The following is a 17,150-nucleotide window of genomic DNA, read 5'->3' as shown; positions in this document are numbered from 1 at the left end:
AGTGGGATAGACGATGGCGGCGCCTGGGGTGAACCTGCCGGAGCTGGTGAAGGATCTGCGCAAGCAGGTCGGGGACTTGGAAGACGACCTGCGAGCCCGCAGCGAGGAGGCGGAGTTTGCCGAGAGGTTGCGCGCGGAGTACAAGGAGGCGTTCCAGGCCGAGCGGACTGCGGCGCCGTTCGAGTCGTGGCGGGACGAACGGGTCACGCAGGTCGCGACGGCTTGGGTCCTGGGCACGGTGTTCGTGCGGTTCTGCGAGGACAACGGCCTGATTTCGGAACCGTTCATCGCCGGTCCTGGGGAGCGGCTGTCCATCGCTGAGGAGCGGCACGAGGAGCACTTCAAGCAGCGGCCGCAGGACAACGACCGCGACTGGATCATCGCCGCATTCGACAACCTCGCCGCGGCGCACACAACGGCCGCTGGGTTGTTCGACCGAAGGCACAACCCGCTGTGGGAGATCACGCCGTCGTTCGAAGCCTCCACCGCGCTGCTGCAGTTCTGGCGACGCCTGAACGGCGACGGCGAGGTCCGCTACGACTTCATGGATCCTGAATGGGACACCCGCTTCCTCGGCGACCTGTACCAGGACCTGTCGGAGAACGCGCGTAAGACATACGCGCTGCTGCAGACCCCGGAGTTCGTCGAGGAATTCATCCTCGACCTGACCTTGGAACCGGCGGTCGAGGAGTTCGGCATCGAGGGCCTGCGCACCATCGACCCCGCCTGCGGTTCCGGCCACTTTCTGCTCGGCATCTTCCACCGCCTCCTGGAGAAGTGGCGCAAGGCCGAGCCCGGGACGGACGACTGGGCGCTGATCCGCCGAGCGCTGGAGTCCGTCCACGGTTGCGACAAGAACCCGTTCGCTGTTTCCATCGCGAGGTTCCGGCTGTTGGCTGCCGCTCTGCGGGCTGCAGGTGAGCGACGATTGGACCAGGCGAAGGACTTCCCGATCAACATCGCGGTTGGGGACTCACTCATCCATGGGCGAGGTGCGCCTCGACCGGACGATGGGCTGTTCGCCGCCAAGGAAGCGCATACGTACGCCACCGAGGACGTCAACGAGTTCGTGCAGAAGTGCAACCTTCTGGGGCGGGCATCCTATCACGTGGTGGTCGGGAACCCGCCGTACATCACGGTGAAGGACAAGCAGGAGAACGCGAACTACCGCGCACTCTACCCGGATGTCTGCTCTGGCAAGTACGCGTTGTCGGTACCTTTCGCCAAGAGGTTGTTCCAACTCGCGGTCTTCCGCAGCGGTAGTGATCGGGACGCGGGGTACGTCGGCCAGATCACCGCGAACTCCTTCATGAAGCGCGAGTTCGGCAAGAAGCTTATCGAGGACTACTTCGCGCAGAAGGTGCACCTGACGCACGTCATCGATACCTCTGGTGCGTACATTCCCGGACACGGCACACCGACCGTAATCTTGGTTGGACGGAATCACCAGGGTCGTTATGGTGACCGGGTCCGGGCGGTACTCGGAGTGCGCGGCGAACCTAGCCAGCCTGATGTGCCCGCGAAAGGACTTGTATGGTCGGCAATTGCTGGCCAAATTGACAGGCCTGGAAGCGAGTCAGAATGGGTCTCCGTAGGCGACATTGATCGCCTTTCGTTTCGTCTTCACCCGTGGAGCCTGAGTGGCGGCGGTGCCGGCGACCTCCTTGAGTGCTTGAATTCATTGGCTTCTATGAGTTTAAACGAGCGGGCTGAATCGATTGGTATCACCAGCTTTACGCTGGAAGACGATTTGTACCTGCAATCGAGGCGCTCGGCCAACCGGGTTGGAATCTGTGATGCGCAGTTGCGTGACATGGTCACGGGAGATTTGGTCCGAGACTGGTCAGGTGGCGAGTTCGACGCGACTCTTTTTCCCTATACTTCAGAAATGAAGCCCATTGATATTCAGGCGACCCCCGCTCTCTTGATGCGCATGTGGCCGTGTCGGACTACCATCGCGAACAATCTTCTCTTTGGGGGGAAGGTGAAGATTGAGTCCGGAATGAACTGGTTCGAGTTTGGGCGCCTTACCGTAAGCAAGCTCCGTACCCCGCTGGCGATTGCGTTTGCAGAAGTTGCGACGCATAACCATTTTGTACTGGATCGGGGCGGCAAGGTCTTCAAACAGACCGCGCCGGTGATTAAGTTGCCGGAGGGGGGGAGTGAGGATCAGCACCTGGCGTTGCTCGGAGTGCTCAACTCCTCGACGGCGTGCTTCTGGCTCAAGCAGGCGTGCTTCCCAAAGGGTGGAAGTGGAGTGGGGCGTGGAATCCAGCCTGAAGGCTGGATGGAGAGATTCGCGTTCAACGCGACGAATATCGCGGACTTTCCTCTAGCTGCTGAACTACCGTTGAATTTGGGGCAGGTCCTGGATTCGATGGCTCAGCAATTGTCCGCGCAGGAACCGTCGTGGATTGCTTCGGAAGCGCCCCCGACGAAAGCGCGGCTCAACACGGCTCGCGTCGAGCACGAGCGCATCCGGGGCCGAATGATCGCTTTACAGGAAGAGCTCGACTGGAACGTTTACCACTCCTACGGCCTGTTCAACGACGGTGAGCGCGACCATCTCGCGGCAGCTGACCGGGAGGATGTACCTGAGATCAAGCTCGGTGAGCGTGCTTTCGAGATCGTGCTTGCTCGAAAGGTTGCTGTCGGCGAGGCCGAGACGGCGTGGTTCGAGCGGCACGGTTCGACTCCGATCACTGAAGTCCCGTCTCACTGGCCGGATTGGTACCGCGAGATCGTGCAGGCGCGCATCGACGTCATCGCGAAGCGGCGCGATATTGCGTTGATCGAGCGTCCGGAGTGCAAGCGTCGTTGGGCGTCCGAGCCGTGGGAGAAGAAGGAAGCCGAAGCGCTTCGGACGTGGCTGCTGGATAGATGCGAGCGTCGCGACCTGTGGTTCGGAGTGCGTGACGGATTCGAGCAGCCGCGGGTGCGTACGGTCAACCAGCTCGCGGACGCATTCCGCAATGACCCCGACATGCATTCCGTCGCCCAGCTCTACGCCACCGACCACCTCGGCAAGCCCGACCTGACGCTGGCGCAGGTACTGGAGCGGATCGTGGCCGATCAGCACGTCCCATATCTCGCGGCCCTGCGCTACAAGGATCCTGGTCTGCGCAAGCGGGCCCAGTGGGAACAGGTCTGGGAGCAGCAGCGGAAGGAAGACCGCACCGGCGAGCGTCTGAACATCCCGGTGCCGCCGAAGTACACCTCGGCCGACTTCGTCAAATCCAGCTACTGGTCCCAGCGCGGCAAGCTGGACGTGCCCAAGGAACGGTTCATTTCCTACCTGAACGCTGCGCCCGGTGCGGACTCGAGCCTGCTGCTCGGGTGGGCCGGCTGGGACCACAAGGACCAGGCCCAGGCACTGGTCAACATCATCAACGACCGCACCTCCGACGAGGGCTGGGAGAAAGAGGCGCTGACGCCGTTGATCGCCGGGCTCGCCGAGGTGATGCCGTGGGTGAAGCAGTGGCACGGTGAGCACGATGATGAGTGGGGCGGTAACCCTGCCGAGGAGTACGACGCGTTCCTCACCGAGCAGCGCACCAAGCACCAACTGACCGAGGAAGATCTGAAGGCTTGGCGGCCGGCACCGGCTCGGCGTGGCCGCCGTGGCAGCGCGAAGGGTGAGCAGTGAGCGGGAACGAGATCTACCTGCGCGATGTCATCAGCATCGCGGAGTCGGTGCACGCCGGTGACTTCAAGATCGAGCTCAGCGGTGGCTTCGACAAGACCGAGCAGCGCGTCGCCGAGTACGTGGTCACCGACCAGCTTCGGGATGCCTTCCGCAAGGCGCTGTCGATCGTGCAGTCCGCGTTGCGGGACGGCAGCTCCCACGCCGCCTACCTGCACGGCTCGTTCGGTTCCGGTAAGAGCCACTTCCTGACCGTGCTGCACGCGGTGCTCAACAACGACCCGGCCGCGCGCGCCAAGCCCGGACTGCAGCCGGTGATCGCCGAGCACGACTCGTGGTTGGGCGGCAAGAAGTTCCTCATGGTGCCCTACCACCTGGTCGGCGCCAGCGACATCGATTCCGCCATTCTCGGTGACTACGCCAAGACGGTTCGCAAGCTGCACCCCGACGAGCCTGTTCCGCCGGTGTACCGCGCGGATGCGATGCTCGACGACGCGCGCCGGCAGCGGCAGTTCCTGGGCGACGATCGCAAGTTCGCCGAGTGGCTCGGCGCGACCGCACCGGATGCCCCCGGCACCCGCGAGGACGACCTGGACAGCCTCGACGACGTCGTCGGGTGGAGCAGCGGCGAGCTCGACCGTGCGTTCTCCGCACCACCGGGGGACCGGCTCCGCGACGCGCTGGTCTCGGCACTGCTGTCCGGTCCGATGTCGTCCTACAGTCGCGGCGCCAGCGGTGACGAGGCAGCCTTCATCCCGCTGGAGAACGGGCTGTCGGTCATCAGCAGGCATGCCCGCGACCTCGGCTACGACGGGCTGGTCCTGTTCCTGGACGAGCTGATCCTGTGGCTGCAGGCCCACATGACCGACCAGAAGTTCGTCAACAACCAGGTCAGCAAGCTGGTCAAGCTCATCGAGTCCGGCGACTCGGATCGCGCGCTGCCGATCGTCTCGTTCATCTCCCGGCAGCGCGACCTGTCGCAGCTCGTCGGTGAGGACGTCGCCGGCGCGGACGTGAAGAACCTCGAGGCGCAGGTGCACTATCTCGCCGAGCGGTTCGACACTGTTTCGCTGGAGGATCGCAACCTGCCGGCGATCATCAAGGAGCGGGTCCTCAGGCCGCTGCCGGGCGGTCGGGAGATCCTCGATGCGGCGTTCGCCAACATCGAATCGACCAAACCCGCGGACCGGGAGGTACTGCTGGACGCCGCCGGTGCCACGGGCGCGACTTGGGAGGACTTCCGCGAGGTCTACCCGCTTTCCCCGGCGTTGCTGAACGTTCTCGTAGCCCTGTCAGGGGCTTTGCAGCGCGAGCGCACGGGTTTGAAGCTGTTGCAGGAACTGCTGCACCGGCGCCGCGACGAGATGAAGGTCGGTGAGCTCATCCCGCTCGGTGACCTGTGGGATGTGCTCATCGACAACAGCGGTGACGCGTTCACCGACCGGCTCAAAGGCGAAGCAAAAGCAGCGCGGCGGTTCTACGATCGGGTCCGCAACCACCTCGAGGCCCAGTACGGTCCGGGGACGCGCGATTTCATCGCGGTCGACCGCTTCGTCAAGACCATGCTGCTGGCCGCGCTCGCACCGAGCGTGCCGGCGTTGAGCCGGCTCACTGGGCCTCGGCTGGCGGCGTTGAACCACGGTTCGATCCGTTCGCGCACCGTTGCGCCGGGTTCGGTGGTGGTGAGCAAGCTGCGGGCGCTGCAGGCCCCGTTCGGGGAGCTGCGCTCCGAAGGGGATGCCGATCCGGTGTTCCGGCTGGTGCTCTCCGACCTCGATGTCGAGCCCCTGCTGGAGCAGGTCGGTGAGCAGGACTCGCTGGGTGCCCGGCGGATCTGGACCAAGAAACACCTGTGGGAAGAGCTCGGCATCCGCGACACCGAGAACCGCGTGTGCGAACGGGAGGTCGTGTGGCGCGGCACCCGCCGCACCGCCGAGTTCGTGTTCTCGAACATCCGCGATGCCAACGAGCTGGCCGACGCCGAATTCGCACCGAGCGTGCCGGGCCAGATCCGCTTCATCCTGGACTACCCGTTCGACGAGCACGACAAATCACCGGTCGATGACGCGGCGCGGGTGAACCGCCTCCGGCGCGACGACTACAGCGCGCCGACGCTGGTGTGGTTGCCGCATTTCTTCTCGACGCAGAAGTCCGCTCAACTCGGGCGGTTGCTGAAGATCGAGTACTTGCTGGAGCGGGACCGGCTGTCGGACTACGCCGGAACCATGTCCGAGGACAACCGGCTCAAGATCCGGCACCAGCTGCAGGCCAACGCCGACAATCTCCGCTCCCAGCTCGTCGCCACGCTGCGCCAGCTCTACGGGATCTCGCAGGTGGACGACTCAGCGGTGGGGAAGCAGGTCGGCGAGGACGGCCACCTGATGTCGCTGCAGCCCGGATACCAGCCGAGGCTCCACGGGGGTGCCGGATTCGACTACAACGTGCTCGCGCTGGCCGACGGGATGTTCGGGGCGCTGTACCCGAAGCACCCGGACTTCGATGTCAACCGGAACCGGAAAGCGATCACCCTCGGCGAGCTGCGGGCGGTGTTCGACTGGGTCAGCCGTGCCGTGGACGCAGGCGGCCGCATCGTCGTCGACAGCAAGAGCCTGCCGCTGGTGCGGCGCGTCGTGCACCCGCTGGAGCTGGGCGAGGTGTCCGACGGTCCGTTCAACGTCGGCAACGAGTGGCGCCGCCGCATCGAGCAGGCCGCCGCCCAGCACGGCGCAACCGGCGACTACTCGGTCGACAAGATCCGGAGCTGGATCGAAGAGCTCGGTTACACCGGCATGGACAAGCCGGTCATGAACCTGATCATCGCGACCTACGCGCTGCTGGCCGACCGGGCGTGGGTCCTGCACGGCTCGCCGCTGCAGGAGACGCCGGAGCTGGAGAAGATCGGGCCAGGTCATGCGCTTCGCGCTCAGGAGCTGCCCAGCGCCGAGGAATTCGCGATCGCACGGCAGCGGACAGCGGCGGTGTTCGGCGCGAACGTGCCGGACACGCTGTTCGCGCGCAACGTCAACCACCTCGCCAACGAGGTGCGCGAGAAGGTCGGAACGTTCGAAGGCGCGGTGACCGGTGTTAGGAGGGCTCTGGACCGGCATGGTCCCGAACTCGGCATCACCGATCCGACCGCGAAGAGGACCACCTCGACACGAGACGCCGCAGACCTGCTCGCACGGGTGTCCGCCACGCGCGATGCCACGACGCTCGTGCGCGAGCTGGCCACCGTCGCGTACGGCACCACCGACGACGAACTGGGTTCTGCGATCAAATCGGCACCAGCGCTGCAGGCCGCCTTCGAACAGGTCGAGTGGACGTTGCTGGAGTCAGTGCGGAAGTTCATCGGTCGTGGCGATGCGGTCGGGAACAAGGCCGAACGCTTCATCGACGAGCTCGCCGACGCCGCCAGGGCCGATCAGTGGACTCGTGACCTCCTGCCGGTGCTGAGCGGGTTGCGGCGGCGTTCGGTGGAATTGATCAACGAGGCCGCAGCGCTGTTGCAGCACACGCCTGCCGGTGACGAACCCGCTCCCCAGGCCCAGCCGAGCGCCGGAGCGGTCAGCCTCACCGACAACGGAACCCCGTCGGTGTCGGGGAAGGCCTCGGGCCGCAGCCCGAAGCGCTTGCAGGCCAGCGTCGTCGAGGAGAAGCTGAGCAAGCTGGTGACCGAGGTGGACGCGGAGATCCGCGAATACGCCAGTCGGCACCCGGACGCGGAGTTCGAGATCATCTGGCGTGTCGTTGGTGGCAGCGGGGAGGCCAGCGCCCGATGAGCGCACCGCCCGCGGTCGACCACCGCGTCATCGACGCACTCGTCCAGGGCCTCCTGCCGCACGCCAGCGGCCGGCGTCTCCTGCTCGTCTACGCCCGGTACGACGACAGCGTGGACACGTTCGTCGCAGGGGGAGTGCAACGCCGCCGAGTTCACGTCGTCGACCAGCACTCCGTGCTGGGCATGGTCGAAGCCTGGCAGCAGCATCTGCGGGCACACGCGGAGGACGACGATCTGCTGGTGCTGACCACCAGCGTGCCGGAGGAGCAGCTCGGCTGGGACCTGCGCGCGTACGCGATTCTGCGTTCAATCCGCAATGTCGACCGCGCACGCATCGTCGCGCACCGCTTCGGCGCGGTCGACGTCGATCAGCGCATGCGGCGCGAAGACTGGCTCATCGACGCTCTGCTAGACGCCGAGCCGGCCGAGGGGTGGCAGCGCAGCGGATCGGTGCTCACCCGCGACCGCGCTCTCCGCGCTTTGATCGGGGCGAGGCTCAACCGCCCCGCAGCCGGTGACGGAATGCTCGATGCGGGGACGTTGCTGGAGTGGTCGCGCGGGGGCGACGCCGTCCGGTTCGAGCAATTGGCGCAAGCCGAACGCGATGGTCTTTCCCAGTGGCTGACGGAGACCGTCGGCGACGCGGCCAAGGTCCTCACGCGCTTGGTGGCCGACGGTCGAGCGGCTGATGCGATGCCGCTGGGTGTCGTCGCGTCTGCTGCTATCGGGCCGAACGCATCACTGGATGCGGGGCTCGCTCTGGGCGGGTTGCTCGGTGGTGCACATGGTGGGGAACTGCGCGCGTTCACCGAGGCCGTCGCCGGTACCCTCGAGCGTTGGGTGCACGAGGCCGCAACCAGCCGCAACTGGGAAACGGCCCACAAGCGCGTGGTACAGGTCGTGCAGCGCGCCGACGAGATCGCCTCCGCTGCCGGATTGACCGAGTCCCTCGGTCACAACCGCTTTCTGCCGTCTGCGTTCATCTCTCGCCTTCACGCACTCGCAGCAGCCCTGCCCACTGGATCGAACCGGGCGAAGGTCAGCGACGCCGAGCGCGCCTTGGCGAGCGTGCGGGACCATGCGATGGCCCGGCTGCAGCCCGGGCGGGTACGTGCAGCGGAGATGGCAGTGCGACTTGCCCGATGGCTGGCTCGGCCCGCTGGGGCGACGACAGCGGTTGCTGCAGCCGTCGAGTTGCAGCTGGCTGACACCGCCTGGGCCGACCGCGCGCTGAACGTGCTCTGGCACGGCGATCCCGGAGGCGACCCCGTGGTCGGACAGGCCTACCGGTCGCTGTGGGAAGCGAGCCAGGCTCGGAGGAATGGTCTCGACGAGGCGTTCGCGCAGCGCCTGGCGGTGTGGAGCACGCACGCCTCGACCATCGAGTCCAGCGGCTGCCTGCTCGTCGAACAAGTGCTGGCGGAGATCGCAGCCCCCCTCGCGAAGAAAACCGCGCCGCTGGTCATCGTGCTCGACGGAATGAGCGGCGCGGTGGCGACCGGCCTCGGAGAGGAACTCATCGACAAGTCGTGGCTCGAGGTGAGCCGGACGGCTGGGCAGCGGATCGCCGCCGTGGCCGCAATCCCCTCAGTGACTCGCGTCAGCCGTGCCAGTCTGCTCGCCGGTACCGTGACAGCTGGTGAGCAGAGCACTGAGAAAGAGGGATTCCAAGCGTTCTGGCGCAAACGTCGCCGAGCCGCGCGGCTGTTCCACAAGGCCGATATCGGCGGTGGGGCGGGGAAGTTGTTCTCCGATGAGCTCCACACCGCGCTGGCTGAGCCTGGGACTGTGGTCGGCGTAGTGCTCAACACCATCGACGACGCGCTGGACCACGGTCAGGAAGGCGACCGCGCTGAATGGGCGGTCGACAAGATCACTTATCTGCCCGCGCTGCTCGACGCCGCTCGCTCCCACCAGCGTCCCGTGGTGTTGGTATCTGATCACGGGCACGTGCTCGACCGAGGCATGGAGAACCCCACCCCGGCCAGCGGGGTGGAATCGGCGCGGTGGCGCACAGGTGAACCCAGCACCGGTGAAGTCGCGCTGTCCGGACCGCGGGTGGTCTACGGCGACGGCACGCTGGTGGCGCCATGGCGCGAGAACATCCGCTACACGCCGCGAAAAGCCGGCTACCACGGTGGTGCATCGTTGGCCGAGATGACCGTGCCGGTGTTGGTGCTCCTGCCCACGCTGGAACAGTTGCCCAGCGATTGGCACGTGCTGCCGCGCGAAAGCAGCGAACCCGGTTGGTGGGAATCCCGTGGCCCACGTGCCGCAGCGCTCCCGGTACCCGAGCCGCCAGTCAAGTCTCGCAAGGTCAAGGCCTCCGAGAACGTCGATGCGTTGTTCCCCGTCGATCCGCCGGTGGAGGAGTCCCTCGGCAACAAGGTGGTGAACAGTCCCGCCTACAAGGAACAACGCAATTTCGCGCCCCGCGGGCCTGACAGGCGCGCAGTGGCCGCCGTCATCGACGCGCTCGCCGCGCAGCCCGACCACTTGCTCACGACCAGCGCCGTGGCGGACGCTGCCGGCCGCGCTGCCCGGCAGCCGGAGTTCTTCGTCACTGCTCTCGAACGGTTGCTGAACATCGACGGCTATCCGATCGTGTCCAGAGTGGACGGGAGGACCAGGGTCAAGCTGGACGTGGAAACCTTGCGACTGCAGTTCGGAGTGGGAACCAAGTGACCACAACTGTCAGCGAAGCCCGCCGCCGCGATGTGATCGACGCCTTGCGGCGCGGCACCGTGCCGCAAGCAGGACTCGACCTGCTCGCGGTCGGCCTCGACCGCTTCTCCAACGCCATGGGCGAAGACCTGGAGAAGGCAGCCCACGGCGGCGCGGCGTTCCACGCGGTGCGAGGCGAATACGGCTCCGGCAAGACGTTCTTCGCCCGCTGGCTGGCCGAGCGGGCCAAGCGGCGCGGCATGGCGACCTCCGAGATCCAGATCTCCGAAACCGAAACACCTCTGCACAGGCTGGAAACCGTCTACCGGCGACTTACCGAACGACTGGCCACCGCCACCCACCAGCCCAGCGCACTGCGCCCGGTAGTCGACACCTGGTTCTACACGCTCGAGGAACAAGTCCTCGACGGTGGGGACATCGATCCCGAAGACGACAGCGCACTAGCTGTGGCTGTGGAGGCGCTCCTCGAGCAGCGCCTCGCGGACGTCGCACGCACCACTCCTGCGTTCGCTGCCGCTCTGCGCGGTTACCGCCGCGCCGTCGGCGCTGGCGACACCGCCACTGCCGAAGCGCTCATCGCCTGGCTCGGCGGTGAGAAGTCCGTGGCCGCTTCCGCGCGGCGCGCAGCCGGTGTGCGCGGCGACCTGGACCACTTCGCGGCACTGGGGTTCCTGCAAGGCCTGCTCACCGTGCTGCGCGACTGCGGTCACCCCGGACTGCTGCTCGTGCTCGACGAGACCGAAACCTTGCAGCGCGTGCGCGGTGACGTTCGGGAAAAAGGGCTGAACGCGGTGCGACAGCTCCTGGACGAGATCGACGCAGGACGATTCCCCGGCTTGTTCCTCGTCCTGACCGGAACACCGGCGTTCTTCGACGGGCGGCAAGGCGTGCAGCGGCTCCCTCCTCTCGCCCAACGCCTGGCCACCGATTTCACCACCGATGCCCGCTTCGACTCCCCACGCGCCGTGCAGCTGCGGCTGCCCGGCTTCGACCTGGAGTTGCTGGCGGATTTGGGGCGCAAGGTCCGCGACCTGTACGTCGGCAGCGCCCACAACCCCGAGCGGGTGAAGAGGCTGGTCGACGACGCTTACGTCGACACCCTCGCCCATGCGCTGACCGGTGAACTCGGCGGGCGAGTGGGTGTGGCACCGCGGATCTTCCTGCGAAAACTCGTCGCAGACATCCTGGACCGGGTCGACGAGTTCGACGAGTTCGACCCGCGACGGCACTACGAGCTGACGCTGGCCAGCGGAGAGCTGACCGACGTCGAACGCAACGCCGCCACCAGCGCCGACGACGTCGATCTGGACCTGCCGTGAGCCGGCCGCTGGCCCGGTTGCACCCCGCGCTGGCGCACCACATCGTCAACACCTTGGGCTGGCGGAGCTTGCGCCCGTTGCAGCAGCAAGCCATCGACCCGGTTCTCGACGGCGACGACGCGCTGCTGCTCGCACCCACCGCCGGAGGCAAAACCGAAGCCGCTTGCTTCCCGCTGCTCAGCACTATGGAAGAGCAGAGGTGGCAAGGACTTTCGGTGCTGTACGTGTGCCCGCTGAAAGCCCTGCTGAACAACCTCCAGCAGCGACTCGAGCAGTACACGTCGTGGCTCGGTCGCCGTGCCGGTATTTGGCATGGCGACATCACCGGACCGGCCCGGCAACGCATCCTGCGCGACCCACCCGACATCCTGCTGACGACCCCGGAATCGCTCGAAGCGATGCTGGTCAGCACGAAGGTCGACCACGGCCGGCTGCTCGGCGACGTCCGCACGATCGTAGTCGACGAGGTCCACGCCTTCGCAGGTGACGATCGAGGATGGCACCTGCTGGCCGTGCTCGAACGACTCACCCGCATCACCGGGATGCCCATCCAGCGCATCGGGCTGTCGGCGACCGTCGGCAACCCCGACGACCTGCTCCATTGGCTGCAGGGCTCCGGAAGAGAGCGCCGACGTGGCACGGTCGTCGCACCTGGTTTCGGTGAGCCGTCGCGGGGTGTACCAGCTGGGGACATCGAGCTGGACTACGTCGGCTCCGTCGACAACGCGGCGACCGTGATCTCCACCCTTCACCGCGGTGAGAAGCGCCTGGTGTTCTGCGACTCCCGGCAACTCGTCGAAGAACTGGGCGCAACCCTGCGAGCGAAGGGCGTTACGACCTTCCTCTCGCACGCCTCGCTATCACTCGATGACCGACGCCAGGCGGAGCAGGCCTTCGCAGACGCCCGCGACTGCGTCATCGTCTCCACTTCAACCCTCGAACTCGGCATCGACGTCGGCGACCTCGATCGCGTCATCCAGATCAACGCACCCACCACCGTCGCATCGTTCCTGCAACGACTGGGCCGGAGCGGGCGACGCCCCGGCAGCAACCGCAACTGCTTGTTCCTCGCGCTGCGCAAAGATGCACTGCTGTGGTCCGCGGCGTTGCTGGTCCTCTGGGGGCGTGGATATGTAGAAGGCGTCACCGCACCACCCGAGCCTCGGCACATAGTCGCCCAGCAGCTCTTGGCGCTGTGCCTGCAGGAGAACACCATCGGCGGCGCACTCTGGTCCCAAGCCTGGAACGGGCTCGCCCCGTTCGACCGCAGCGCCGAGGTGGTTCTCGGTTACCTGCTCCAGGAAGGCTTCCTCGAACGAGACGGCCAGTTGCTGTTCATCGGTCCCGAAGCCGAGCGCCACTTCGGACGTCGCCACTTCATGGACATGACCGCCGTGTTCACGGCACCACCCCAGTTCGCGGTTTTGGAAGGACGACGGGAAATCGGGCACACCGACCCCGCTCTGCTGACCGAGAAAGTTGACGGACCGCGGAGGCTGCTGCTCGGCGGGCGCAGCTGGAAGGTCACCTGGATCGACTGGAAGCGCCGTCGCTGCTACGTCGAACCCGCATCGGGAGGCGGACGAGCCAGGTGGCTCACGCCCGGTGCTGCGGGAGTGGGGTTCGACCTGGCACAGGCTGCGCGAGACGTGCTGCTCGGAGCGGATCCGCCGGTTGCGCTGACGCAGCGCGCTCAGCGGGAGCTGGCGGAGGTGCGCGAAGAGCGCAACAGCGCGGTGACCGCGGACGGCACAGCAATCACGCAGGACGGCGACGACGTGCGGTGGTGGACCTGGGGAGGGTTCCGCGCCAACGCGACCCTCGCCGCGACGCTGACGGGACTCACCGACGAGAACGCCCGTTTCGATGACGTATCGCTGCGGCTGCGGGCCGACCTGAGCCGCGAGCTGTGGCGGGCTGGGGTTGTCGGCGCCGAGCAGAGGCTCTGTCTGCCCGAGGTGGACGAACGGGCGCTGAAGGGCCTGAAGTTCAGCGAGGCGCTGCCGCACGACCTTGCCACCGGGACCCTCGCCGGCCGCTTGGCGGACCTCGACGGCGCGCGGGAGCTGCTGGGTAGGCCGGTTCGGTTCGTGAAAGCACTGTAGGGCTCGTCGAAGTGTGAGATGACCACTCGGGCCTGGATCTCCGCTGTGGTCATGCTCCTGGCGATCATTTCTGCGCGCGTTTCTGCTACGTTGCACAACGGTGCCGCAGTCCTAGACGCGGGGGATTGATGCTGCGCAGGCTCAAGACGAGGTGTGGGTGGGATCGGAAGCGTAGTCGATGGATAGTGTGGGGGCATGGACAGCGTTGCGGACCTCCGCTCCCGTTTGCGCGCGTTCGCTGCGGCTCGGGATTGGGAGCAGTACCACACGCCGAAGAACCTCGCGATGGCGCTCAACGGCGAGGCCGGTGAGCTGATCGCGGAGTTGCAGTGGCTCGATGACGACGGGACCGAGGCAGCTCTGGCAGAGGGCTCCCTCAAGGAGCGGCTCGCGGACGAGGCAGCCGACGTGCTGCTCTACCTGGTCCGGCTGACCGACGTGTGCGGGATCGATCTGATCGAGGCCGCCAATGCGAAGATCGAGCGCAACGAGACCCGCTTCCCACCGACGTCCTGACCAGGATCAATCGTCGAGCTGGTCGTTCCAGACCCGGCGCATGTACTGGCGGTGGGTGTCCGGCGCGGGCTGTCGTTCGAATAGCAGTGGTCCGGTGCGGTAGACGCAGTCGATGCCCAGGCGGTGCAGATACCGGATGTCGTCCTCGTTGGGTAGGGCGGGGAACAACGCGGTCAGCCGATCCACCTCGTGCTCGTTCTCCGGCGCGTACTGCAGGAGCTGGGCGACGGCCTCGCGAACCCTCCGGCGGGTGTTGTCCCCCTTCGCCTCGATGAGCTCGGTTCCTTTGCCGCCGGGGGTCTGGAGGTCGGTGATCCCGGCCGAGGATCTGACCCGCTCGAAGTTGATGTCCGGGTGAGCCTTGTCGTACTCCTGCACGAGCCTGGCTTCCGTGCGGTTGACCTGCACCGCGCGGCCAGGCGCCTGGTACTCCGTCCGTTCCTTGAGCATCCGCTCGAGCTTGAGCGTCACATTGCTCTTCAGGCTTTCGTCAACGGCCTTCCTGAGCTTCGTCTCGAAGTCTTCGGCCTCGGCGGTCTGAACGCCGATGGCTTCGAGGACGTCATCGGCCAGCCGCAGGTCTGTGATCACTCGCCCCTGGCGGAAGATGTCCCCGTGTTTGATGCCCCGCACGTTCCACAGCACGCTGTAGTGGAGCTCCGCATCGGCTACGTCCAGCAGGCTGAACACGTTGGGGAAGCGTTCCTCGTCACCGGGCTCGCGCCAGAGCAGGTCGCCGAACTCCGGGTTCCGGAAGCTCGCGCCCACAGTCCCGATTGCCCTGATGTGGTTCTTCCAGGTGAACAGCACGACGTCGCCGGTTCGGACCGAAGACATCGTCTTGTCGTGGAAGCCGGTACGTCCCCAGAACATCACCGCGCCACGACTATGCAACTCGGTCAGCCTGTCGAGCTCGGCTGTGGTCAACGCGGCTGCGTACGGGGCCTTGCTGAAAGGAATCGCCTCGCTGATGGTCTTTCGCCAGTTGCGCCGTGCGACAGGGCTCGCGCAAGGTTGGATCAGCACGTTGGTCAAAAGCGGTCTCCCTCGTTGCGGGTCTGCGCTAGCGCGCGAAGTGCTGCAGGAACTCGTTGGTCTCGGGATCTTTGGAGTGCAGGCAGACTCCCTGCATCCCCCTGGTCAACAGGACCTTGTAGATGTTGCGGACCAATCGGTCGAAGAACAGGGCGGAGGTGGGCTTCAGCTTCGGGTCTTTGGTCTTGTCCTGCTGTGCTCGCCAGGCGCCATCGCGGATCACCAGGTCTTCGCCGAAGATGACTCCGGCCCAGTCGTATTCGAATCCCTGGCCGTGTAGACGCAGCCGACCTGGCCGAAGCCGCGAGGGTCCGACGCCCACAGCGAGGCGGGTGGTGCATCGGGCACAGAGTCGCCGGGAGGCGTGTTCCACGGGCGGTGCCATCCGTTGATGTCGATGTCAGCGGCTAGCACCAACTTCCCGTCGAGGCGTTCTGGTGGGTTCCAGTCCCAGCAGTAGCCGGCCGAGATCCTCGCTGATCCGCCGAACATCGAGGACCGTTGGAGCAGCCACTGCTCCAGGGAGTTCGCGTCCGGCGCGGCGTGCACCACGTACTCGTCGCGGGTGCTCGCCACCAGATCGGACCAGCCGATCGGTCTCTCGTCGGATAGTCCGAGCAGGCGCACGACCCACTCGTCGAACAACTTCGAGCCACCGCATCGGAACTGGCCCTCGAGATCGACGAGTTGGACCTCGTACCCGCGTTCTTCTGCGGCTGCCTTGATGTTGCCCGGAGTTCCCCGTTCGTCCGGGCGCACGACCTGGTGCTCGTCGAGCAGGAAGACCGGTACCTTCGCCGCATCGATCAGAGAGTTGATCTGTCGCCGTTCGTACTCCGGTAGGGCACGTCTTTCCGGGTGTCCGCCGCGGATGCGGTGGGATTCGTCGCACACCAGGACATCGAGTTCGTTCTTGCGTCCGGAGATGGTGTTGAAGTAGCCGAACATCTTGCTGATGCGCTGATCACCCCGGGCGACTCGTTCCCACAGCGTTTCGGTGAACGCTTTGGAGCCGGTGGCGTGGAGGATCCGCTTGCCGTGCCGGGCGAGCTTTGTGAGCAGGGTCATCGCGAGTGCGCTCTTCCCCGAGCCGGGACCGCCGCGGACGATGATCACGGTCTTGCCTTCCGAGGTCCAGCGGTCGCCGGCGCGCTCGGCCAGCAGGACGGCGTCCATCACGAGGTTGAAGGCAACCTGCTGCTCGTCGAGGAGTACGAAATCGTCGCGCTGCTCGAAGGAGTCCGCCGCAGTCTTCAGCAACGTCCTTGCGGGCGCCCGTTCCGCCGCCAGCAGATCATCGGCGGCCTGCTGGGCGTCTGCGCGCGAATCCGGGTCAGGATCTAGCAATGACCGCAGATGCGCGATCAGGCCTTCGCGTTGGTCTGCTGCATAGAGCTGAACCAAGCCGTGCGACTCGTAGTTGTACAGGTCGTTAATGTCCCTGAAGAGGGCGTTGTGGAGATAGGCGATCGCCCTCACCGGTTCCGCCCTCCGAGCTAGGGAAGGCGTGAAGTCGAGCAGATGCTGGCAGTAGCGGCGGACCTGCGCGACGGGCGGCAGCTGGAGGTTCCTGACCCCTGCCGCTTTGACCAGCCCGTTGCCCACCGCCTCGGCGCTGCTCCACTGCTTCAACTCGACCAACACGTAGGACACCTCGCCCGAGTCTGGGTGGCGGCCGCACAGCAGTGCGTCGACCCGCTTCGGGCTGTAGGGGAGCCGGTGTTCGAGGAGCACCTCGACGTGGCTGAGTCCAGCGACGCAGAGCAGTTCGAGGAGCACCGGCAGGCTGTTGCGCCACGCGCCGACTTCGCCGTGGTTGGCTTGCAGGTCGTACTTCCCACCGACCGCGGCGGCGAGCTTCTTCAGCAGCCGGCCCTCCTCGGCTTGCTTGAGCAAGTTGGCAGCGCTGCCGCGAATGTGCCGCAAACGATCCCCCAGCAAGATCACCCGATCGTGACGATTTGCGAAGGTGATCTTAACGCTCTGCGGTGATCGTGCGACCCGAAACGCTGATCATGTGCGCAGCTTCTGGGTGAAAGTCTGCCTCGAGCTTGATTCTCAGCGTGGCG

General features: G+C 66.0%; 8 protein-coding genes and 1 pseudogene. 7 read left to right on the top strand and 2 right to left on the bottom strand.

Annotation, left to right across the window (positions count from 1 at the left end; all coding sequences use genetic code 11):
* The first annotated feature begins 28 nt into the window (after positions 1-28).
* The 6 genes from pglX (at position 29) to AB0H93_RS08420 (ending at position 14,046) form a co-directional block, all read left to right on the top strand.
* Entirely contained in the window at positions 29-3,646 is a 3,618-nt protein-coding gene (gene pglX / locus AB0H93_RS08445; protein WP_358569452.1) for a BREX-2 system adenine-specific DNA-methyltransferase PglX, read from the top strand.
* Positions 3,643-7,422, top strand: a complete 3,780-nt coding sequence (locus AB0H93_RS08440) for a PglY protein (RefSeq protein WP_358569449.1) — start codon at positions 3,643-3,645, stop codon at positions 7,420-7,422. The genes pglX and AB0H93_RS08440 overlap by 4 nt, the downstream gene beginning before the upstream one ends.
* The gene (gene pglZ, locus AB0H93_RS08435) at positions 7,419-10,106 is read left to right on the top strand and encodes a BREX-2 system phosphatase PglZ (RefSeq protein WP_358569446.1); all 2,688 of its coding nucleotides are present in this window, start codon (positions 7,419-7,421) and stop codon (positions 10,104-10,106) included. Before AB0H93_RS08440 ends, pglZ begins: the two co-directional genes overlap by 4 nt.
* Positions 10,103-11,425 (top strand): BREX system ATP-binding protein BrxD, encoded by a 1,323-nt coding sequence (brxD, locus tag AB0H93_RS08430; RefSeq protein ID WP_358569443.1) that lies wholly within the window; start codon positions 10,103-10,105, stop codon positions 11,423-11,425. Before pglZ ends, brxD begins: the two co-directional genes overlap by 4 nt.
* Positions 11,422-13,530, top strand: a complete 2,109-nt coding sequence (locus AB0H93_RS08425; RefSeq protein WP_358569440.1) for a DEAD/DEAH box helicase — start codon at positions 11,422-11,424, stop codon at positions 13,528-13,530. Before brxD ends, AB0H93_RS08425 begins: the two co-directional genes overlap by 4 nt.
* 195 nt (positions 13,531-13,725) lie before the next feature.
* Entirely contained in the window at positions 13,726-14,046 is a 321-nt protein-coding gene (locus AB0H93_RS08420; RefSeq protein WP_358569437.1) for a nucleotide pyrophosphohydrolase, read from the top strand.
* A gap of 6 nt (positions 14,047-14,052) precedes the next feature.
* Here AB0H93_RS08420 and AB0H93_RS08415 read toward each other — a convergent pair whose 3' ends face one another.
* Together AB0H93_RS08415 and AB0H93_RS08410 are read right to left on the bottom strand one after the other, a co-directional pair.
* Positions 14,053-14,973 carry a hypothetical protein gene (locus AB0H93_RS08415; RefSeq protein ID WP_358569434.1) on the bottom strand — a complete coding sequence of 307 codons (921 nt, stop codon included), beginning with the start codon at positions 14,971-14,973 and terminating at the stop codon, positions 14,053-14,055.
* A gap of 136 nt (positions 14,974-15,109) precedes the next feature.
* Positions 15,110-16,149 (bottom strand): annotated as a pseudogene (locus AB0H93_RS08410) (DNA/RNA helicase domain-containing protein).
* A gap of 651 nt (positions 16,150-16,800) precedes the next feature.
* Between AB0H93_RS08410 and AB0H93_RS08405 the strand changes: the two are divergent.
* Complete coding sequence (locus tag AB0H93_RS08405) at positions 16,801-17,073, top strand: hypothetical protein (protein ID WP_358569431.1); 273 nt, start codon at positions 16,801-16,803, stop codon at positions 17,071-17,073.
* Positions 17,074-17,150 lie beyond the last annotated feature (77 nt).

The organism is Saccharopolyspora sp. NPDC050642, assembly GCF_040654735.1.
GTDB lineage: Bacteria > Actinomycetota > Actinomycetes > Mycobacteriales > Pseudonocardiaceae > Saccharopolyspora > Saccharopolyspora elongata.
The sequence above is the reverse complement of the archived record's forward strand: the minus strand, read 5'-3'. Positions and strand labels throughout refer to the sequence as shown.